15 protein-coding genes, 1 tRNA gene and 1 pseudogene are annotated in these 21,525 nt (G+C 70.9%); 1 reads left to right on the top strand and 16 read right to left on the bottom strand.

What is annotated here, in order from left to right; all coding sequences use genetic code 11:
- Positions 1-201: 201 nt before the first annotated feature.
- The 13 genes from mazG to CM1CMNOD_RS03255 form a co-directional block, all read right to left on the bottom strand.
- Positions 202-1,692 (bottom strand): nucleoside triphosphate pyrophosphohydrolase, encoded by a 1,491-nt coding sequence (mazG, locus tag CM1CMNOD_RS03310; RefSeq protein ID WP_013872250.1) that lies wholly within the window; start codon positions 1,690-1,692, stop codon positions 202-204.
- Entirely contained in the window at positions 1,689-1,829 is a 141-nt protein-coding gene (locus CM1CMNOD_RS22190; protein ID WP_013872249.1) for a hypothetical protein, read from the bottom strand. Before CM1CMNOD_RS22190 ends, mazG begins: the two co-directional genes overlap by 4 nt.
- Positions 1,826-2,623, bottom strand: coding sequence for a SurA N-terminal domain-containing protein (locus tag CM1CMNOD_RS03305; protein ID WP_043602887.1), 798 nt, complete (start codon positions 2,621-2,623; stop codon positions 1,826-1,828). The genes CM1CMNOD_RS22190 and CM1CMNOD_RS03305 overlap by 4 nt, the downstream gene beginning before the upstream one ends.
- Before the next feature lie 153 nt (positions 2,624-2,776).
- Positions 2,777-6,493 carry a transcription-repair coupling factor gene (mfd, locus tag CM1CMNOD_RS03300; protein ID WP_013872247.1) on the bottom strand — a complete coding sequence of 1,239 codons (3,717 nt, stop codon included), beginning with the start codon at positions 6,491-6,493 and terminating at the stop codon, positions 2,777-2,779.
- A gap of 458 nt (positions 6,494-6,951) precedes the next feature.
- Complete coding sequence (locus CM1CMNOD_RS03295) at positions 6,952-8,256, bottom strand: hypothetical protein (RefSeq protein WP_050803321.1); 1,305 nt, start codon at positions 8,254-8,256, stop codon at positions 6,952-6,954.
- A gap of 6 nt (positions 8,257-8,262) precedes the next feature.
- Positions 8,263-8,655: a hypothetical protein gene (locus CM1CMNOD_RS03290; protein ID WP_050803320.1), complete on the bottom strand. Its 393-nt coding sequence runs from the start codon at positions 8,653-8,655 to the stop codon at positions 8,263-8,265.
- 692 nt (positions 8,656-9,347) lie between these two features.
- Positions 9,348-10,625, bottom strand: a complete 1,278-nt coding sequence (locus CM1CMNOD_RS03285) for a class I SAM-dependent methyltransferase (RefSeq protein ID WP_013872246.1) — start codon at positions 10,623-10,625, stop codon at positions 9,348-9,350.
- Positions 10,626-11,344: 719 nt separating this feature from the next.
- Positions 11,345-11,956 carry an aminoacyl-tRNA hydrolase gene (pth, locus tag CM1CMNOD_RS03280; RefSeq protein ID WP_013872245.1) on the bottom strand — a complete coding sequence of 204 codons (612 nt, stop codon included), beginning with the start codon at positions 11,954-11,956 and terminating at the stop codon, positions 11,345-11,347.
- A gap of 48 nt (positions 11,957-12,004) precedes the next feature.
- Positions 12,005-12,646, bottom strand: a complete 642-nt coding sequence (locus CM1CMNOD_RS03275) for a 50S ribosomal protein L25/general stress protein Ctc (protein ID WP_013872244.1) — start codon at positions 12,644-12,646, stop codon at positions 12,005-12,007.
- A gap of 363 nt (positions 12,647-13,009) precedes the next feature.
- Positions 13,010-13,342, bottom strand: a complete 333-nt coding sequence (locus CM1CMNOD_RS03270; protein WP_013872243.1) for a YnfA family protein — start codon at positions 13,340-13,342, stop codon at positions 13,010-13,012.
- A 104-nt stretch (positions 13,343-13,446) separates the two neighbouring features.
- On the bottom strand, positions 13,447-14,421 hold the full coding sequence (locus CM1CMNOD_RS03265) for a ribose-phosphate diphosphokinase (RefSeq protein WP_013872242.1): 975 nt from the start codon (positions 14,419-14,421) through the stop codon (positions 13,447-13,449).
- 59 nt (positions 14,422-14,480) lie between these two features.
- Positions 14,481-16,022 (bottom strand): bifunctional UDP-N-acetylglucosamine diphosphorylase/glucosamine-1-phosphate N-acetyltransferase GlmU, encoded by a 1,542-nt coding sequence (glmU, locus tag CM1CMNOD_RS03260; RefSeq protein WP_013872241.1) that lies wholly within the window; start codon positions 16,020-16,022, stop codon positions 14,481-14,483.
- A 152-nt stretch (positions 16,023-16,174) separates the two neighbouring features.
- Positions 16,175-16,246 (bottom strand) — tRNA-Gln (locus CM1CMNOD_RS03255).
- Positions 16,247-16,552: 306 nt separating this feature from the next.
- On the opposite strand from CM1CMNOD_RS03255, the gene CM1CMNOD_RS03250 reads away from it, so the two are divergent.
- Positions 16,553-17,533: an acyl-CoA desaturase gene (locus CM1CMNOD_RS03250; RefSeq protein WP_013872240.1), complete on the top strand. Its 981-nt coding sequence runs from the start codon at positions 16,553-16,555 to the stop codon at positions 17,531-17,533.
- A 231-nt stretch (positions 17,534-17,764) separates the two neighbouring features.
- On the opposite strand, the gene CM1CMNOD_RS03245 is transcribed toward CM1CMNOD_RS03250, so the two are convergent.
- The 3 genes and pseudogenes from CM1CMNOD_RS03245 to CM1CMNOD_RS03240 form a co-directional block, all read right to left on the bottom strand.
- Positions 17,765-19,183, bottom strand: a complete 1,419-nt coding sequence (locus tag CM1CMNOD_RS03245; protein WP_431307443.1) for an ATP-binding cassette domain-containing protein — start codon at positions 19,181-19,183, stop codon at positions 17,765-17,767.
- A 2-nt stretch (positions 19,184-19,185) separates the two neighbouring features.
- Positions 19,186-19,636 (bottom strand): annotated as a pseudogene (locus CM1CMNOD_RS24290) (ATP-binding cassette domain-containing protein); the annotation flags it as partial.
- 157 nt (positions 19,637-19,793) lie between these two features.
- Positions 19,794-20,843 carry a 4-(cytidine 5'-diphospho)-2-C-methyl-D-erythritol kinase gene (locus CM1CMNOD_RS03240; protein WP_050803319.1) on the bottom strand — a complete coding sequence of 350 codons (1,050 nt, stop codon included), beginning with the start codon at positions 20,841-20,843 and terminating at the stop codon, positions 19,794-19,796.
- Positions 20,844-21,525: the final 682 nt, after the last annotated feature.

The following is a 21,525-nucleotide window of genomic DNA, read 5'->3' as shown; positions in this document are numbered from 1 at the left end:
CGCCCCACATCCGCCGCCACGCGGCGAGGCCACGCCCCACACGCTGTGGGCCATGGCCCATAGCCGTTTCCATCCGCTTCCATCCGCGTGGCCAGAACCATCCGGAGCGTGTCCGGTGGGCTCCCCGCACGCCCGCGGGCCTGGGTCGGAGCGCGACCTCGGCGAGAGCCGCCCCTAACAGCGCGAACGGGGTTGCGACCGTCAGGCGGCCGGGGTCGTGCTTCCGGTCGGGGTCTGCCTCGCTGCCGGCCAGTGGGCGCGCCAGGAATCGGCATCGGTTTCCCGTGGATCCAGGCCGGCGGCGCGGATCGCATCCTCGGCGGCGGCGAGCGTGTCCCGGAAACGCCGTGCGGACGTCCGCAGCGCCGCTTCCGGATCGGCTCCGGCCTGCCGGGCCAGCGCCACGGCCGCGAACAGCAGGTCCCCGACCAGCGTCTCGGCCGGCGTCTCGGCCTCGGCCGCCGCGGACCCGGTGTCCGTGTCCCGGGCCAGCTCGCCGACCAGGCCGACAACGACATCGACGGGAGACAGCTGGCCCGCGCCGAGGGCGAGATCCACCGGCACCCCGACCTTGGCCGCGCGCTTCTGGAGCTTTGCTGCCAGCGCGAGCGCGGGCTGGGAGAGGGGCACGCCCTCGGTCACCGACCGGCGACCCTTCTCGACGTCCTTGATCTTGTCCCAGTTCGTCTCGACGGCGGCGGCGCCGTCCACCGTCACCGATCCGAAGACGTGCGGATGCCGGCGGACGAGCTTGTCGGCCAGGCCCGCGGCCACGTCGTCGATGTCCCAGACGGCCGTACCGCGCTGGATCTCCCCCCCGCCCCGGACAGCGCCGTTTCGGGCCGTCTCGTCCCGGCCAGCCCCGTTCCGGGGTGTGCTGTTCCGGTCGTCACCGTCCCGGTCGTCGAGGTTCCGGTCGGCACGGGTGGCTCCGGTGTCGGGCGTCCCCGCGTCGGCCGGGCCGTCGGGCCAGCCGTTGCCCTCGGCGGCGATCCTCGCGTGGAAGAGCACCTGCATGAGCACGTCGCCGAGTTCCTCACGCAGGTCGGCGTGGTTGTCGTCCTCGATCGCCTGGTACGCCTCGTAGGCCTCCTCCAACAGGTAGGAGGCGAGCGAGGCGTGGGTCTGCTCGGCGTCCCACGGGCAGCCGCCGGGAGAGCGCAGCCGGTCCATCACGGCGACCGCGTCCAGCAGCCTGGCGCCAGGCAGATCGCGCGATCCCTGGACGACCGTCACGGTGAGGTCCGCACCGGCCAGAGTGGCGAGCGCGTCGAGCAGGTCGCGCTCCCCGCCTGGCTCGGCCCCACCGGCCCACAGCGCTCCATCAGCCCCCGGGGTCTCGCCGGCTGGCAGGGTCCCCGTAGCTGGCAGGGTCCCCGTAGCTGGCAGGGTCCCGGTAGTCGGCGGGGTCCCAGTAGCTGGCGCGGCGAGCCACACCACGGGCCGGGACGGGTCGGCGTACGCGCGCCCGCGCAGCGCCTCGGCGGTGGCCTGCCGGCCGGCGTCCGCCAGCACCTCGACCGCCAGCACCTCGACCGCGATGCCGGCCGCGGTGAGGGCGGCCCGCTGGGGATGGTCGGCCGAGCCGCAGCAGACCGCGCCGGCGGCGCGCAGCAGGTCCCAGGTCGCGACGTCGAGCAGCCCGGGCGCGACCCGGGGACTGGTCATGACGACGACGACGCTCGCGGTCACCGGGCCGCCTCGGCCAGCCCGGTCGGCCTGACCGCCCCGGTCGGCCTGACCGCTCTGGTCACCGCGGCCGGCCAGGTCAGCATGATCGAACCCGTCGGCCCGGCCGGCAGGACTGTCGACGGGACGGGGGCGGTCACTGGGCGGTCGCGAGCCCCGGGCCCAGCGGCGGCTCGGGCGCCGGAGTCGTCGCGATCGAGACGCCCGCGGCCGCCACCGCGAGCTGGGCGGAGTCCCAGGTGCCGAACCGCGGGTTGATCGAGACCGGTTCCCGGGACGCGGTCTCGCGCAGCTTCGTGTACACGGCCTGGTTGCGCTGGTCCGCGGCCAGCGACCGGATGAGGTAGCCCTGAGCCTGGTCGAAGCTCAGCGAGATCTGCTTCCCTTTTGCCCTGAAGTCTGTAACGATCTTGTCGTACCTGCCGCGGGCCTGCTCCTTGGCGGCGTCCGTGTCCGGGGCCGGAGCCAGCCTGTCCGCGATCGCCGACTCCAGGGCGTTGGAGCGTAGGAAGAGCCGCAGATCCTGGCGGGCTATGCCGCCGAGCTCCGCCAACTGCTCGAAGTCCGCGACGCCACCGAACTCGAGTACGCCGTACGTCTGGTAGAAGGCGTCGCGGTCCTGGTCGGCCACCGTGATTCCGAGGCTGCGGGCCTCCCGCTCGAGCAGGTCGAGCTGGACGAGGGTGGTCAGTGCGCGCCGCTGCAGATCGGTGCGTTCGATCGGCGCGATGCTCTGGGCGGCGCTGGGATTGGCCGCGGCGGCCGACCGGCTGACGGCCAGGCCGCGGTCGACAACGTCACGCAGAGTCGACGTCTTGATCGTGTCATCGCCGATCTGGGCGGCGGACCCGGCATGGGTGGTGCACGCGGAGACGCTGAGGACCACCAGCGCCACGCCGGCGAGGATGCGGCGAGCGGCAGAACGGGGCTTCACGGCTGTGACCGTACCGACTCGCCGCCCGCCGCGCACAGCCAGGCCACAGGTGGACGTACCCCCACCGTCTCCGCGCGCCTCGCCGACCACCCGGTCAAAGATCCACCGGGCCCGGCTGGAAAGGCCTACCGAACACGGCGCGATCGCCCTGTCTCAGCGGGACGCGGCCGTGGCCGCCGCCGCGACCGAGTCACCGGCGACCGCCGCCAGCAACTGGGCGGCCCAGGTGAGGACGGCGCGGTCGCGCAGCGGCCGGGCGCCGATGCGCGGAGTCTCCGGCGGCGCCGGCACGAGGACCGTGCGCACCGTCGGTTTGACCACGGCCCCCTTGTACAGCCGCTGGAGGCGCATGGTCTGGCTCTCGCGCAGCTCCAGCGGCGCGAACCGGATCTGACGGCCGGCCACGGTGATCTCGGTGACGCCGTACCGGCGGGCCAGCACCCGCAGGGAGGCGACCGCCAGCAGGTTCTCGGCCGGTTCGGGCAGCGTCCCGTAACGGTCGAGGAGTTCGGCGCGGACCTCGGCGATGTCGTCATCCGAGACGGCGGCGGCCAGGCGCCGGTACGCGTCCAGCCGCAGCCGCTCGCTGGGGACGTAGTCGTGCGGCAGGCTCGCGTTCACCGGGAGCTCGACCTTGACCTCCGGCGGCTCCTCGACCACGGTGCCCTTGAAGTTCGCGACGGCCTCACCGACCATCCGCACGTACAGGTCGAAACCGACCGAGGCGATGTGCCCGGACTGTTCCCCGCCGAGCAGGTTGCCCGCCCCGCGGATCTCCAGATCCTTCATGGCCACGGCCATTCCGGCGCCGAGGTCGGAATGCTGGGCGATCGTCGCGAGCCGGTCGTGCGCGGTTTCGGTGAGCGGTTTGTCCGGAGGATACAGGAAATATGCGTAGGCGCGTTCCCGGCCACGGCCCACCCGGCCCCGCAACTGGTGCAGCTGGGACAGCCCGAACACGTCGGCGCGTTCCACGACGAGGGTGTTCGCGTTGGAGATGTCCAACCCCGACTCGACGATGGTGGTACATACCAGGACGTCGAACTTCTTCTCCCAGAAGGCGACCATCACCTGCTCGAGGGCGTCCTCGCCCATCTGACCGTGCGCGGTGGCGACGCGGGCCTCGGGGACGAGGTCGCGCAGCCTCGCCGCGGCCGCGTCGATCGACTCCACCCGGTTGTGGATGAAGAAGACCTGCCCCTCCCGCAGCAGCTCACGGCGGATCGCGGCGGCGACCTGCCGGTTGTCGCTCGGCCCGACGAAGGTCAGGATCGGGTGCCGCTCCTCCGGCGGGGTGTCGATCGTCGACAGCTCCCGGATACCGGTGATCGACATTTCCAGTGTCCGCGGGATCGGGGTGGCGCTCATGGTGAGCACGTCCACCGCGGTCCGCATTTTCTTCAGGTATTCCTTGTGTTCGACGCCGAAGCGCTGCTCCTCGTCGACGATCACCAGGCCGAGGTCCTTGAAACGGGACGTGGACGACAGCAGCCGATGCGTTCCTATCACCACGTCGACGGTGCCGTCGGAAAGTCCGTCGAGCACCGCCTTCTGCTCGGACGCGGAATTGAAGCGCGACATCGCCCGTACGTTCACGGGAAACGCGGCATACCGCTCGGAGAACATCTGGAAATGCTGCTGGACGAGCAATGTCGTCGGGACGAGAACGGCGACCTGTTTACCGTCCTGCACCGCCTTGAACGCCGCCCGTACCGCGATCTCGGTCTTGCCGTAGCCGACGTCGCCGCAGATGACCCTGTCCATCGGGACGGGTTTGCGCATGTCGGCCTTGACCTCCTCGATGGCCGAGAGCTGGTCGGGGGTCTCCCGGAACGGGAAGGCGTCCTCCAGCTCCCGCTGCCATGGGGTGTCCGGGCCGAAGGCGTGTCCCGGCGCGGCCATCCGCGCGCTGTACAGGCGGATCAGCTCGCCGGCGATCTCCTTGACGGCCTTGCGGGCGCGTCCCTTGCGCTTCGCCCAGTCGGCGCCGCCGATCCGGTCGAGGCTCGGGCCCTCGCCACCGACGTAACGGGTGACCTGTTCGAGCTGGTCGGTCGGGACGTACAGACGGTCGCCCTTCGCGTACTCGAGGACGAGGTACTCGCGGGTGGCGCCGGCGACCGTCCGGGTCACCATCTCGATGTACCGGCCGACCCCGTGGGCGTCGTGGACGACCAGGTCGCCGGCGCGCAGCGCGAGCGGGTCGATGCCCTTGCGGCGCCGGTGCGGCATCCGGCGCATGTCACGGGTGGTCACGCCACGCTGGCCGGCGAGGTCGGTCTCGGTCAGGACCGCGATGCCCAGCAGGTCGCTGGTGAAGCCGCTGCCCAGCTGGCCGCAGGTAACCGTGGCCACGCCACGGGCGAGGTCGGCGTCCTCGGCGAGGCGGGCGCCCAGGTCGGCGTCCCGCAGCAGTTCGACGAGCCGCTGGGCGGGGCCAGGCCCCTCGGTCACCAGCAGGACCCGCCAGGAGTCGGCGAGCCAGCCCTTGATGTCCGCGAGCGCCCGCGCGGTGTCGCCGTGGTAGGCGGCGGCCGGCCGCAGGCTGGAGACCACCGTGTGGTCGTCGAAATCATCCTCGCCGGCGGCCGCGTCCCACGTCTGATAGTCATCGGGACGGCCGTCACCACCCGGGCGGCCCCCGGTGCTGCTGGCCCCGGATGCGCCGCCCCTGGAACCGCCGCTGCCGAGCTGGTCGCCGCCCGGATGGTCGTCGATGGTGACGCCGGCACCGCCGAACGGGCCGATCGACCACCACGGCAGGTCGATCTCCCCGGCCCGCTGGCGCACCTGCGCGATCGACCGGTAGGCCGCCGCGCCGAGATCGATCGGAGCGCTGCCACCGCCGGCGGCCGTGCTCCAGGACGCCTCCAGGAACTCGTGGCTCGTGCGCACCAGCTCGGTGGCCCGGGCCCGGACCCGTTCCGGGTCGCACACCAGCACGTGCGTGCCGGCGGGCAGCTCGTCGAGCATCAGCACCATCTCGTCGCAGAGCACCGGCGCGAGCGCCTCCATGCCGTCCACCGGGATGCCGTCCGCGATCCTGTCGAGCATGTCGAGCAGTTCGGGATGCGCCTGTGCCAGCTCCCGGGCCCGAGCCCGGACCGGTGGGGTGAGCAGCAGCTCACGGCACGGCGGCGCGAACAGCTGGCGCCGTCCGTCCCGTCTGTCCCGGCTGTTCTGGTCGTCGGACGGGCCGGACAGCGCCCGCTGGTCGGCCACTGAGAACGGTCGGATGTCCTCGACCTCGTCGCCGAAGAACTCCACCCGCAGCGGATGCTCCTCGGTCGGTGGGAAAACGTCGAGGATGCCGCCGCGCACCGCGATCTCGCCGCGCCGCTCCACCAGGTCGACCCGGTGGTAGGCGACCCCGACGAGCCTGTCCACGACCTCGCCCAGGTCGGCGCTGTCACCGACGGCCAGCGTCACCGGTTCAAGGTCGCCGAGGCCGGCGACCTGGGGCTGCAGGACGGCCCGCACCGACGCCACCACAACCGACAGCGGCGGCCGGCCGGTGCTGTCGGGGTGGGCCAGCCGTCGCAGCACGGCGAGGCGCAGCCCGACGGTGTCGGCCCGCGGGGACAGCCGTTCGTGCGGCAGGGTCTCCCAGCTCGGGAACACCGCGACCGTGTCGGGATCGATCAGGCTCGACAGCGCCGCGGCGAGATCGTCGGCCTCCCGCCCGGTGGCGGTGACGGCCAGCACCGGCCGGCCGCCCCGGACCGCGAGCGCGGCGGCGGCGAACGGGCGCAACGCCGCCGGGGCCGACAGGTCCAGCCGGGGCTCACCGACCGCGGCGACCGCGCGTGCCAGGGCCGGATCCGCACCCGGGGTGGCGGTGAGGGCATCCAACAGCGGGGCGAGGGTCATAGGAGCGTCCGAACCTCTCGGGAACAGCGCACATTACAGACGAACGACAAACTGCAAACAGGACACAGCGTCACGGAGCGGGTCACTGCTGGCGTACCGGGCTGTTCCCCACGGGACGGCGCCCGGCCTACAAGCCACCCCACGTACACAAGCCCGGCATACACAACCGCGTTCTCCGTTATTTTACGTGCCGGGGAATCGGCGGACTCAGGACCACCTCCGTGGCCCGCCGAATGCCCGGCTCGCCACCCGGGCAACCGCCCGCCGCGACGCCGACGGCCCATGGCGCGCGCCCCGCGGAAGTCCCGCCCCACGCCCGCCGGGAGTCCTGCCCGGCATCCCGCGGGGGCTCCAGGCCGCCGGGCCCGTCCCAGATCCACCCGGCGTCCTGCCCTCACCCCCGCGGGAGCCCTTCTGGGTCACTGTCCGTGCCCAGCCGCAGCCGCCGTGGACGAGGCTCACCCCTGCTTGCCGCTGGGGCGGGCATAGCGGTCGGTGACCTCGGCGTTGACCACCGCGCGGCGCGCGGTGTCCGCCAGCGGCCGGCCCGCCGAACCTGCCGCGGCCGCTGGATCCGTCGGGGCCGCCGGTGCTCCGCCGCGGCTGGCCGCGCTGTCGGCGGGGCGGAAAGCGGCATCCTCCCACGACAGGCCCGACGGTACGGTGGCGCGTGGCACGGCCGTGGTCGACGCGGCAACCCGTGATACGCCGAAGCTCCGGTCGGCGGACCGGCGTGTGCCGAAACGTCCGTCGTGCACCGCACCCACCATCCGCTCGGCCAGGGCCGGCCAGTCCCGCAGGACCCGCGCGAGTTCCCTGATCCGCGTCCGGCCGGTCGCGACCACGATGACGACGTCCGCCTGCATGGCGGACGCCGCCGTCATCGGAAGATCGACAAGAGCGGGCGTCAGCACGATGACAAGATCGACGACCGGTGCCCGGTCAGCCAGGATAGGCGCGAGGCCGCCGGGACGGGCCGCCCGGGCCTGCGCGACCCGGTTGTACAGCACATGCCCACTGCCGGCACCGGACGAACGTGCCATGCAGGTCGGCTCGTGGGCCCACCGGGGCAGCTCACTGGACACGGCGGGTGGCAGGCGCTCCAAGGCCCCGCGCACGTCCGGCTCCGGCGAGGCGTCCAGGACCAGCACGATCCCCTGGTCGTCCGACCAGCTCGCCGCCACCGCCGTGACCAGGTCAGGTGCCAGGTCACCCCGCCCGGCCGGTGTGAGGGCGACGACCTTCCCGGTCGGGGCCAGCACGGAGGCCATGGCGGCGACCAGCCGGTCGGCCGGCGGGGCGCTGCCTCGTCGGCCGGAAATGTCCGCGATCAACGGGATGCCCAGGACGTCGGCCGCGTCCCCGGCGTCGAGCGCTGTCGGGCGGCGCAGGTAGGCACCGCAGAGCCCGGCCACCGTCAGCAGGAGGCCGGCCAGGGCGCCGACGAGGGCGTTGCGCGCCAGCTTCGGAGTGACCTGGCCGAGCGACCGGGCGGGCTCGGCGAGGGTCACCGCGGCCGGCGCGCCAGCGGCCTGCGCCTGCGGGATCTGCCTGTTGAGCTCGGCGAGCTGTGCGTTGAGGGTGCCGACCTGAGCAGCCAGCGTCTCGCTGTCGGCGGTCCTCGGCAGCGCCGTCAGTCTCCGAAGGCCCTGGGTGATCTCGTCACGCAGCTGGGTCAGCGAACGGGCCGTACCGCCGCCGGCCGCCTGCTGTTGGGTGAGAAGCTGCTGGTAGGCGGCCTCGACGGCCTGGACAAGACCCACCGCCCGCTACTCGGTGCCGTCCCTGCCGGTGATCGTGAAGAAGTCGCCCTGGTCGGACGCGGTGACCGTCAGCCGCTCGGCCACCTCCTCCCGCGACAGGCCCAGTTGCCTGGAGACCAGATCGAGCGCCACGGTGGAGCCGGCGAGCTGGGCCTGGGTCTGAACGATCCGGGCCGCGTCGATATGATCACCGCCGGGCAGTGCCTGGGAGGTGCCCAGGAACACCCGGCCGGTCGCCTCGAAACGCTCGTCCTGCTGCTTGTTCACGGCCAGCGCGCAGGCGGTACCGACGACCACCCCAAGGACGATCACCAGCCACCGGCGCCGGAGCAACCGGAGCGGTGAGATTCTGGGCAGCGCGCGCTCGGCTTCCGCGCGCGGCCAAGCGGCCCGGGTCACCGGAACGTCCTCCTCGGGCCACGAGAAAATACAAGATCATGGGAAAGCGCGAAAAACTGAAGGACGCGGACGCCCCCGTACCACCCGTCCTGCGCGAACATTACAGCCCCCTGGATTCCTGAGACCTCCCGGACCTCCCAGATCGCTGGAACGGCGGACACCCCCGGGGAGTGAGAAACCCGATGGCCCCACCGTCCTCAAGCATTGAAAGTACACGGCACGTCCGCCACATGTTTCCGCGGTGGCGGAACCCGTTGAAGAAAATGGCTGGTCACGCAAAGTAACAGAAACGTGGAGGGTGTGGCGACACAACCGGCCGCGATGGCACAACCGACCCCGACAACAACAGCACCCAACGACGACAGTGTCCGACGACAACGGCCGACGACAACGTCAGCCGGCGGTAGCGGCGTCCAACAACAGCGTTGGACGGCGGGCATCCGACAGCACATCTGACGGCACATCCGAGGCGACGGCGCCCGGCCGCGGAAACGTGGATCACCGGTCGGGGCCGGGACGGACGGCTCACCGCCGCGCGACAGCCTGATCTCGTAGCTCGGCGTGCCGCGCTCGACATGCCGTTACAGCTCGACATGCCCCGTTACAGCTCGACGCGCCATCACGGGACGCGCAGCCCACCGTCGTCCGCCTGACGCGAGCCTACATATGACCACAAAACAATAAAAAAACAATTAGCACACAACCGGCCGGGGAACCGGCACGATGAACTTGCCGCCCCTGCGGGCGAACGCCGCCTGCTGATCCATGATCTCGTCTCTGACGTTCCAGGCCAGCAGAAGCAGGTAGTGCGGCTGACGCTGGGCCAGCACGGCGGGGTCAAGGATCGGCGTGCGCGCGCCCGGGATGTACTTGCCCTGCTTGTCGACGTTGCGGTCGACGACGTACTGCACGAGATCGGTGGTGATACCGCTGGAGTTCAGCAGGGCGGCTCCTTTGGCCGCGGCGCCGTAGGCGGCCACGCTCCGCCCGTGCGCGCGCAGCTCGTGCAGGAGGGTGAGCAGCTCGGCCTGCGACTCGCGCACGTCGTCGGCGAAACTCGCGTACCGGTCGAAGGTGTCCAGGCCGGCGGCACGCTCACGGTCGAGGCGCTCGCCCACCCCCGGGCCGGGTCCTTCGGCCCGGCTCAGTCGCCAGCGCAGAATGCCGCCGGGATGCTCGGAGAACTCCTCCACCTCCGTCAGATACAGACCGTGACGACGCATCAGTGCGTCCGCGGCGATGGTGGAGAAATAGCAGAAGCAGTCGTGGCGGACGGTGTCGAACCCGGTGTGGTCGAGCAGCGCTCCGACACCGGGATCATCCACTTCGACGATCCCGTCATCGGCGAGCAGAACGGACATGCCCTCGGCGAAGCCGTTCGGATCGGGGACGTGCGCCAGCACGTTATCGACAATGATGACGTCCGCGCGCAGCCCCTGGGCGGCCAGCGACCGGGCGAGCCCGGCGTCGAAGAACTCCGTGCGGGTCGGCACGCCGATCGCGCGGGCGGCGGACGCGAGCCCGGGTGACGGTTCGATGCCGAGCACCGGGATTCCGCGTTCGACGAACGCCCGCAGCAGATGTCCGTCGCTGCTCGCGATCTCCACGACCAGGCTGTCGGGGCCGAGAGCACGACCGGCGATGAGTTCTCTGGCGCGCCTGTCGGCATTCCGGCGCGGTGTGTCGCCGGACGACGGGAAGGACCGGTAACCGGCGTCGAACATCTCCTCCGCCGGTAGGGCATGGGTGAGCTGGACCAGCGCGCAGGAGGCGCAGAAACCGACCTCCAGGGGAAAGACGGGCTCGGGCTCGGCGAGGTCGTCGGGGCACAGCAGCCGGTTGGCGATCGGTGTCCGCCCCAGGGAGAGGAACGGACGTGGCCGCGGGCCGCCACACGAGCGACAGGCTTCGACCGGGACGGCCGTAACCTGCGTACGGGCCAGTGGCTGACCGACGGACTCAACTGACATGCGATCCCCTACCTGCCTTTCGATCGGCACCTGGTTCTGATCGGCATCTGATCCTGATCGGCTCCGGGGTTCTGGTTGCCGGCGGATTTTCACCGATCGGCATGGCCCACCGGAACGTATCGGAATGACATGGCATACCGGAATGACGCGGCGTACAGAGATGTTGCTCACAGGCGACGTGGTCACAGGCGATAACGCGGGACGGCCGCGTGAACAGGGCGGCACCCGTCACAGGAATTATCGGTCGAGAGGGAGACGCGCATCATCGAGCTGTCCCCTTCGGGCATGTCACGATCTGCTCGCGGCATGCTCAGAGAGCCATGATAGTGGCTCGTCCGAGGCTTTCGACGAGGCCAGTGGCTGTGATGAATCCGTCAGCCGCGACGGCTGACGGCCAGGTGGACGGTACGTCGGAGAGCCGTCGCGAACACGCCCGCTGGCTCGGCCGGTCCCAACAACCCGGCGACCTTCAGGTCCCGACAACCCGAGAGCCCTCAGAACGCCCGGCGCCCGCCGGTGCGTCCGGAAAAAGATCGTGTCGACTCGGATCGCCCGCCAGGTCAGCCCGGCCGCCGTCTTCGCGCCGCCCCTGTCAGGCGCGTACCAGGACCACCGGATTCTCGCCGAACTCGACTGGCGGGCATTTCGCGGGACGCTGATCCTCGACTACGAGATCCGCAAAGTTCAAAAACCGCCAAGGATGCCGAAGAATCTCAGGACTACGGCTTGGCGGGCGAGACGTGGAAGGTGTTCTGGGTGACCTCCAGCCCCCTGTCCAGCAGCGACTCCACGGCGTCGGCCGCCCGGTCCACCAGAAACGGGAGTTCCTTGCGTTCAGGAGCCGAAAAGTCGCGCAGGACGAAGTCGGCCGGGTTCATCCGACCGGGTGGGCGTCCGATCCCGACCCGGACCCGCAGGTAGTCGCGCGACCCCAGCGCGGCGGTGACCGAACGCAGGCCGTTGTGCCCGTTGTCGCCGCCGCCGAGCTTGAGCCGGATCGTTCCGAACGGGATGTCCAGCTCGTCATGGACGACCACGATGTGCCCGATGTCGACCTTGAAGAAGGCGCGCAGGGCCTCGACGGGCGAGCCTGAGACGTTCATGAAGGAACGGGGTTTGGCGAGCAGCGCGCGGACGCCGGCGAGGCGGGCCTCGGCGACGTCCGCGCGTCCCCGGTGCGTGCGGAAACGGTCCCGGACCCGCTCGGCCAGCAGGTCGAGAACCATGAATCCGATGTTGTGCCGGTTGCCGGCATACGTCGGGCCGGGATTACCCAGCCCGACGACCAGCCACGGCCCGGTGGCCTGGGCCCCGGTCTCCGACGGAGTCATCGTGGTGTCATCCGGGCGGTGGTGTCATACGGATGGAAGAAACGCAGGTCAGGCCGAGGCGCCGGCCTGCGCCTGCTCGCCCTCGGCGCCCGCGGCCCCACCGGTCGCTTCGGCACCGGCGAGGTCGGCGTCCACCTGGGCGGCGGTCGGCTTCGCCAGCCCCTGGACCACGACCTGCTCGGGATCGGTCTCCAGCACCGTGCCCGCCGGGATGACGAGCTGACCGGCGCTGATGTTCGCGCCGGCCTTGAAACCGGTGACGTCGACCTCGATCGACCCGGGGATGTCGGTCGCGGCCGCCTGCAACGAGACGGATGTCAGCTGCTGGTCGACGAGGGTGTCGCTTTCGGCCGTCCCGACGACGGTCACCGGCACCTCGACCGTGACCCGCTCGCCCCGACGGATGATGACCAGGTCGACGTGTTCGAAACTGCCCTTGATCGGATGACGCTGGACATCCTTGGGAAGGGCGAGCTGAGTCCCGTCGGAGAGCTCCAGCCGGAGCAGCACGTTCGTACCGGCATCGGTCTTGAACGCGTGCAGAAGGTCGTGAGCGCGCAGCGAGATGTGGCGGGGCGGCTGGCCGTGGCCGTACAGGACGGCCGGGACCTTGCCGGCCTTGCGGGTACGACGAGCCCCGCCCTTGCCGAACTCGGTGCGGGGCTCCGCGACGATGCGGACCTCGGACATGGCGGTACTCATCCTCCTACTGCGGATCTTCAATGGACATCGGCGCCGCCTGAACACAAGAAGCCGGCAGCGCCACGACGCGGTCTTTCAGGGTACCGGATGCATCATGAGCCGACGGATCCGCCCTACCACCAGTGGAGAACCGTTGCCGCACAATGCGCCCATACGGCTGTATGCGCCCATACGGCTGTAACAGCCCGATGACGAAAGGCCACCTGGGAGGAGGCCCTACCGTCGAGGCGGACGGGGCTCCGGCACGATCCAGGCCTGTTCGACGTTACCCGAGGGAGCCGCCGTTCGGGCACGGCCGCCAGCCGGACGGCTGCCCCGAGGCGGAACCGTCGGAACCAGGAACCGTCGGGATCACCGGTGGGGCGCGAACATTATGAGGCCGACTCCGGCCAGGCAGACGAGCGCGCCGGTGATGTCGTAGCGGTCAGGCCGATAACCGTCGGCGACAACGCCCCAGGCGAGGGAGCCGGCGACGAACACGCCGCCATAGGCGGCCAGCACACGCCCGAAGGACGCCTCCTCCTGGAGCGTGGCGACGAAACCATAGACGCACAGGGACATCAGCCCGCCACAGACGAACATGACGCCCCGATGCTCACGAATCCCCTGCCACACCAGCCAGGCCCCGCCGATCTCGGCAAGCGCGGCCAGGACGAAAAGCAGCACCGTACGCAGGACGAGCACGGCCGGCGTCCGAACCGGTGACTAAACCAGTCGACGGTTCAACCGATGGGTCGGACGGATCGCAGGGTTGTCCATGGCGTCGCGACCGACAGTTACGTGTCTGGTCACGCGTCGCCGCCGAAGAGCTCGGTCACCGAACCGTCCTCGAAGACCGCTCTGATGGCGGCGGCCAGCAACGGCGCGATCGACAGTTCGGTGATCTTGTCGATGCGGGCCTCGCTGGGCAGCGGGAGGGTGTTGGTGAGCACGACCTCGCTGATCTCGGAGTTCTTCAGACGGTCCACGGCCGGGCCGGAGAGCACACCGTGCGTCGCCGCGGCGATCACATCGGTCGCGCCGTGCTCGCGCAGCGACTCCACCGCCTTGGTGATGGTGCCCGCAGTATCAATCATGTCGTCGACGACGACGCAGGTACGGCCCTTGACCTCACCCACCACGTCGAACATCTTCACCTGGTTCGGGACGTCCCGGTCACGGCGCTTATGGATGATCGCCAGTGGGCAGCCGAGCCGGTCGGTCCAGCGTTCGGCCACCCGGACCCGGCCGGCGTCCGGGGCCACCACCGTGACCGCGGACGTGTCGAGCTTGGCCTCGATGTAGTCGGTGAGCAGCGGCAGCGCGAACAGATGGTCCACCGGGCCGTCGAAGAAGCCCTGGATCTGGGCGGTGTGCAGGTCCACCGACATCAGCCGGTGCGCGCCGGCGGTCTTGAACAGATCGGCGATCAGCCGGGCCGAGATCGGCTCCCGGCCGCGGTGCTTCTTGTCCTGCCGGGCGTAGGGGTAGAAGGGCGCGACCACGGTGACCCGCTTGGCGTTGGCGCGTTTCAGCGCGTCCACCATGATGAGCTGCTCCATGAGCCAGGTGTTCACCGGCGAGGAGTGACACTGCAGCACGAACGCGTCACATCCGCGTACGGATTTCTCGAACCGGACGAAGATCTCTCCGTTGGAGAATTCATACGCGTTGGTGGGCACCGGTTCGACATCGAGCTCCCGGGCAACCTCGGCCACCAGGTCAGGGTGCGCACGGCCACCGAAAAGCATCAGGTTACGCCGATTATCCGTCTGGTAGGCCATCAAAGGTTCTCCACCTTCGTCCCGCTCCGTCATGGTCGCTCTTCACAGCGTGGCAGGCCCTACGTACGGCGCCCGTTGTCGGAGATACCGACAACCGTGGCGGGGGCCGGCCCGGCGTGTCCGACGTGGTCCGCCCTGTCCGGGTCACCGTCGCCACGTGCCTGTTCGACATACCCCCGCGCGGCAGCCGCGGCACGTGCCGCCGCGGTGCCCGGACGCCGTAGTTCGACCCATCCCTCGATCGTCCGCTGCCGGCCCTCCCTGACCGCGAGTGCGCCTGGCAGCACATCCTCGGTCACGATCGAACCAGCACCGGTGTACGCACCGTCGCCAACATTCACCGGCGCCACCAGCACGGTGTCACTTCCGATCTTGACATCCGCACCGATCACCGTACGGTGCTTGGCGACGCCGTCGTAGTTCGCCACGATCGTGCCACATCCGATGTTGCTGCGTGCACCGATCACCGCGTCCCCGACATAGGCCAGGTGCGGCACCTTCGCCCCGTCGGCGATCTCCGCGGCCTTCGTCTCCACGAACGCGCCGAGCTTGACCCCGCGGCCGACGCGGGTGCCCTGGCGCAGATGCGTGTAGGGGCCGACCGAGGCGTCCGGGCCGATCACCGTGCCGACCGCGGTCGTCCGGCTCACCGTGGCCGCGGTACCCACCAGCGTGTCGGTGAGCGTGCAGTCGGGGCCGATCACCGCACCGGCCGCCACCTGAGTGCTGCCGTGCAGGAAGGTGTTCGGCAGCAGCGTCACGTCCGCCTCGACGGTCACGTCGGCGTCGATCCAGGTGGTGGTGGGATCCAGCACGGTGACACCGGCCCGCATGGCAGCGGTCACCAGCCTGTCCCGCATGGCCGCGGCGGCGGCGGCCAGCTGGAGCCGGTCGTTGACCCCGGCGGCCTCGCCGGGATCGTCCAGCGGGTACGCCCGAACGGCCTGCCCGCCGTCGAAGAACGCGCCGACCACGTCGGTCAGGTACTCCTCGCCCTGGGCGTTGTCGACCGTCAGGGACGACAACGCCGCCAGCAACGGACCCGCCGTGAACACGTACACGCCAGTGTTGATCTCCCGGACGGCGGCGGCGGCAGCGTCGGCGTCGGCCTGCTCGACGATCGCGCGGATCCGGCCGGACGGATCCCGCAGCACCCGTCCGTAGCCGAGGGGATCAGGAACCCGGGCGGTCAGCACCGTCGCCGCCGCCGGCTCGTGCGCGTGCGCCGCGACCAGCGCCGACATCGTCGCGCCGGTCAGTAGCGGGGTGTCTCCCGGGACGACGACCACGAGATCGTCCGGGTGGATGCCACCCGCCGCGGACAGCGCGGTCCGAACGGCGTGGCCGGTGCCACGCTGGCTGGCCTGCACGACCGGCGTGACCTCGGGTACGCGGCCGGCCAGCGCCGCGATCACCTGCTCGCGCTCGTGCCCGACGACCACCAGTTGCTTCTCGGCCCCGAGCGAGGCGACCGCGGCGAGAATATGATCTACAAGGGTGCGCCCAGCGACGCGATGAAGCACCTTGGGGGTCGCGGAGCGCATCCGCTTACCCTCACCCGCGGCAAGGACGACAACGGCCGCCAGACGTGGTTGGGTCACACGAGCTCCCCTGATCGTGGACATCAACTCGATGCGTGTCGAGCTTACCGGATTGCGACCAGCGGATATCCACGGCCAGGGGATATCGTGGACAATTCCGGCGGACTAAAATGATTTGTATGGACCGGCGTACCCGCCGATCCGACCCGGGGCTCCGCCGCCACGACTCGAACGTGGACTAGAAGAACCAAAATCTCCTGTGCTGCCAATTACACCACGGCGGACCGAGAAAATCTTTGGCAGTGTACCACCGCCAGCGAACCAAAGACCACATGATCATGATTTTTTCGGGCCTGGAGCACCCCCGGTCCGCCTGCGCCGTCACCGCGCGCAGCCGTCGCCGGCCGGCCCCACCAACCCTTCGTGACAACTACCGTACCCCGACCGCAACCGCCCGGACCCGTGAAATTGTTTTTCTCCGATGTTCCCCGCCACGGGCACCACCTGTTACCGCCGCGAGCTACGGTGTCACAACGGAAACTATTGCGACGACGAAACCGGTGGACGGCACTGATGGACGGGGTTATGTCATGACCGCTACCGACACGGTGAACCCGAGGGGCGCCACGGCCCCCGCCACCCGGGTGGACGCCTCCACCCGGCACACCGTGACGCCGAGATCCGCGCTGAAGGCACGAGGGGAACAGATCACCCTCGCCATGGTCATCATCGTCCCGCTGGCGGCCCTCGCCGCCACGGTACCGCTGCTGTGGGACCGGTGGATCAGCCCGCGCGACGTGATCCTCGCTGTCGTCATGTACGCGATCACCGGCCATGGGGTGACGGTCGGTTTCCACCGCTACTTCACCCACCGCGGTTTCAGGACCTCCAGGCCGATACGCATCGCGCTCGCCATCGCCGGCAGCATGGCGATCGAGGGCCCGGCCATCCGCTGGGTGGCCGACCACCGGCGCCACCACGCCTTCAGCGACCGGGACGGCGACCCGCACTCGCCGTGGCGCTACGGCCCCGGCTTCCGCGCCCTGACCAAGGGCCTGTGGCACGCCCACATCGGCTGGCTGTTCGACATCGAACAGACCGACCAGCGTCGGTACGCCCCGGACCTGCTCGACGACACCGACATCGTCCGCGTCAGCCGCCTGTTCGGGCTCTGGGCGACGGTGAGCCTCGCGGCCCCGGCGCTGATCGGCGGCCTGTGGGGCGGCTCGTTCGAGGCGGCGGTGCAGGCGTTCTTCTGGGCGAGCCTGGTCCGGGTGTGCGTCCTGCACCACGTCACCTGGTCGACGAACAGCATCTGTCACGTCGCCGGCAAGCATCCGTACAGGTCGCGGGACCGCTCCGGCAACGTCTGGCCGCTGGCCATCCTGTCGATGGGCGAGTCCTGGCACAACCTGCACCACGCCGAGCCCACACTGGCCCGCCACGGCGTCAAGCCCTGGCAGGTGGACTCCAGCTTCTACCTGATCAAGCTGATGGAGACGCTGCACCTCGTCCACGACGTCCGCTGGCCCGACCCACAACGGCTGCGAGCAAAGCTCGCCCCCAAATAGTGCCTTTGGCACTATTTGGGGGCCCCTAGCTCTTGGGCGGGCAGCACCCGTGGCTTGACGATCACCTACCGGCGATCGTCAAGGGAAAGCACCCAGGCGCAACACCACCGCACGACAACCTGGGAAGCCCAGCCCCCTGCGTCGGCGTCACCCACGGCCAGGCGATCACTGACCAACGGTCGCCGAGGGGCAACTCGCTCAGGTGGGGATGCCCGGCGGCGCTCCGGACAGCTAGGCGTCCTCGAGATCGGAGGCGAGGGAGAGCCAGGCGTCCTCGGTACGGGCCTTCTCGGCGACGACCTCACGCAGTTCGGCGTCGAGGGCGAGCAGGCGCTGATGGTCGGTGGCCGCCTCGGCGAGCGCGGTGTGCAGCGCGCTCTCGCGGCGGGCCAGCCGCTCCAGGGCCCGTTCGAGCCGGGTCAGCTCCTTGCGCGCGAGCCGCGCCTGCCCGGCCGACAGCGAACCGCCGGTGTCGCCGGCAACGGCACCTGAGTCCGCGCCCGCTCCGGCGGCGGCGCCCGCTCCGGGGACGGCAGCGACACCGGCAGTGCGGCCAGCGCCGACGCGCCCGGCAGGAGCTGTGCGCCCGGCGGCGCCGGCTGCCCCGGCCCCGGCTGCCCCGGTCTGGGTGGCGGCCTGCCGCCGGGAGAGGTACTCGTCCACCCCGCCGGGCAGCATGACGAGCGACCCGTCGCCGAACATGGCGAAGATCGTGTCGCAGGTCCGTTCCAGGAAGTAACGGTCGTGGCTGACCGCGACGATCGTGCCCGGCCAGGAGTCCAGGACATCCTCCAGCGCGGTCAGCGTGTCGGTGTCCAGGTCGTTGGTAGGCTCGTCCAGCAGCAGCACGTTCGGCCGTTGCATGAGCAGCCTCAGCAGCTGCAGCCGACGGCGCTCCCCGCCGGAGAGATCACCCACGCGCGTCCACTGCCGGGCCGAGGGCAGGCCGAACTGCTCCAGAAGCTGGCCGGCGGTCATCTCCCGGCCGCGGCCCACCTCCAGCACCCGGCCGGCCCGCTCCACCGCCTCCAGGGCGCGCAGGCCCGGATCCATCTCGTGGATCTCCTGGGAGAGCAGGGCGGAGCGCACGCTCCTACCAACCCGCACCTGGCCCGCGTCCGGGCTCACCTGCCCGGTCAGCAGACGCATCAGCGTCGTCTTGCCACTGCCGTTGGCCCCGACAAGCCCCACCCGGTCCCCCGGGCCCAGCCGCCAGGTCACATCCGTCAGCAGCGCACGATCGCTGAGACGCAACGTGACGTCCTCGACGTCGTAGACGTCCTTGCCGAGGCGGGAGGCGGCGAAGCTGCGCAGGCCGAGGGTGTCACGGGCGGGTGGCTCGTCGGCGATCAGCGCGTTGGCCGCCTCGATCCGGAAACGCGGCTTGCTGGTGCGGGCCGGCGGGCCCCGGCGCAGCCAGGCCAGCTCCTTGCGCAGCAGGTTCTGCCGCCGTGCCTCGGTGGCGTCGGCCTGCCGCGCGCGCTCCGCCCGAGCGAGCACATACGCGGAGTAACCGCCGTCGTAGGCGTCCACCCGGCCGTCGGCGACCTCCCAGACCCGCTCGCAGACCTCGTCGAGGAACCACCGGTCATGGGTGGCGACGAGCAGCCCGCCGCGCCACGACCGCAGGTGGGCGGCAAGCCAGGCCACCCCCTCGACATCAAGATGGTTGGTGGGCTCGTCCAGGACCAGCAGATCGATGTCGTCGACGAGCAGCGCGGCCAGCGCGACGCGCCGGCGCTCACCACCGGACGACCGCCCGACCACGGCGTCGAGACGGTCGAGCAGCCCCAGGCCGGCAAGCACCGACCGGCGCCGCGGATCCGCCGCCCAGACGTGATCGGGAACGTCGCCGACCACGGCCTGCCGCACGGTCGCGTCGGGTGCGAGCTGGTCGTCCTGGGCCAGCAGGCCGACCCGCACGGAACCGGCCCGCACGATCCGGCCCGCGTCCGCGGTGGCCTGGCCGGCGAGCAGCCGCAGCAGGGTGCTCTTGCCCGCCCCGTTGCGGCCGACCACCCCGATGCGCTCACCGGTTCCGATGCCCAGGCTCACCCCGTCCAGCAGGGTGCGGGTGCCGAAGGCGGCCACCACTGCCTCCATCGTCACCAGGACGCCGCTCATCCGACGGCCACCCAGCGCTCCGGTGGTCCGGGGCCGTCAGCAAGATTGCCCAGGAGAGCGCCCCGGGCTGGCGCCGTTCGGGCCAGCGCCGGCTGGGCTGGCCGGTCCCGTTCGGCGGTGACGCCCCCGCGCACGGTCATCCGGCGGAACCACCCGGATCGACCACACGCGCGCCCGATACCGGGCCGTGCGCGTGACGTACCGCCCGGCACACACCCATCCCGGCCAGACTCGCCGCCAGGGCCACGCTCTGCTCCGCGTCCCGCGCCAGGAAGGCGCAGGTCGGCCCGGAACCACTGACGATGGCACCGACCGCCCCGAGCTCGACGCCGGTTTCCAGCACCCGGCGCAATGACGGGCGCAGCCGCAGCGCGGCCGGCTGCAGGTCGTTCACCAGCGCCCGGCCCAGCTCGACCGGATCACCGGTACGCAACGCGGCCAGCACCGCGTCCGGCGGGGTCGGCTCGGTACGCAGGCGTCCCTGCGACAACCGGTCGAACTCGGCGTAGACCGACGCGGTGGACAGGCCACCGTCGGCCAGCGCGAACACCCAGTGATATTCGCCGCGCCCCAGCACCGGCGTGAGCTGTTCGCCACGGCCGGTACCCAGCGCCGTCCCACCCGCGAGCGGGAACGGCACGTCGCTGCCAAGCCCGGCGGCGAGTTCGGAGAGCACCGACCTGTCCAGGCCGGTGCCCCACAGGACGTCGAAGGCGACCAGCGAACCGGCCGCGTCAGCGCTGCCACCGGCCATCCCGGCCGCGACCGGAATGCCTTTGGCCATGGTCATGTGGGCTGCCGCCCCCCGCACACCGGCACGGGCGGCAAGTACGTGAGCCGCGCGGACGGCCAGGTTGTCCACCCCGGTCGGGACCAGGGAGATCCGGGCCGCGGCCGCGCTCGCCACCGCGTCGCCAGGCTGCGAGGACGGCCCGGGCCGACCGGACGCCCCGGGCAGCGGGACGAGCGGAGCCGCCGGCCCGGCGGCTCCCTCGCCGGTGACCTCCACGGACACGGCGGGCTCCACGGCGTCCGGGTCGACCGCGGCGCCGTCGACCGCGGCCACTGTGATCTCGTCGTAGAGCGAGACGGCCTGCAGGATTGTGATGACCGTGTGGTAGCCGTCGTCGCGGCGTGCCCCGACACCGAGATGCAGGTTGACCTTGGCCGGCGTACGGACAGTCACCCGGCTGCCCGGAACGGGCGCGGACGGCCGGTCGGCGCCGGCGGCACTGGAAGGGTGCCGGTGAGACCGAGACAGCGGACTCTCCTTCGCTCCTGAGGCGTGTTCTGACACCGGGCACCAACGAACCTATCCGGCCGGTAAGAAACGAGCGTCCTCGCCACCGCCGGGTAAGACGATGCACACGGGTGGCTGGTCATGCCAGTGGTCGGCGAGAAGACCGCGGCCGAGACCACCCGAAGCATCGAATCCGCCGGCCGTGCCCGCCAGCTTCCCCGGCGGGCACGGCCGGCCGGCGACGACCGTCCGCCCATCCGGATGTCGGCTCATGTCAGGGCTCGGTGGTCCGGTCGGGGAGAAAGTGCTCACCCGCTGGCGGCTACCGGCACCGAGCCTGCGCTGTGCCGACCCGGCAGGCCCCATCAGCCGGGGCACAGCCCGGATTTCCATGTTGTCCCCCGTTCGGTACTCTGCCCGAATCATGCAGATATGCGGTGGAGTGTGAACACGGGTGACCCGGCAGGCAGCCGATCTCGCCGGTCCGCGGGGCACCCGTCCCGACATCGACGTGTCCGCCCCGGATCCCGGTTTGGCTCCGGCTACCCGGGTGCGGTAGCTCATGAAAGGTCACCACTGTGCGCCTGACAAACCGGATTGTCGCGCGCTGCTGGCGGCGCTCCTTGCC

This window comes from Protofrankia symbiont of Coriaria myrtifolia, assembly GCF_900634755.1.
GTDB lineage: Bacteria > Actinomycetota > Actinomycetes > Frankiales > Frankiaceae > Protofrankia > Protofrankia coriariae.
Note: the sequence above shows the minus strand (reverse complement) of the source record. Positions and strands in the feature narration are given on the sequence as shown.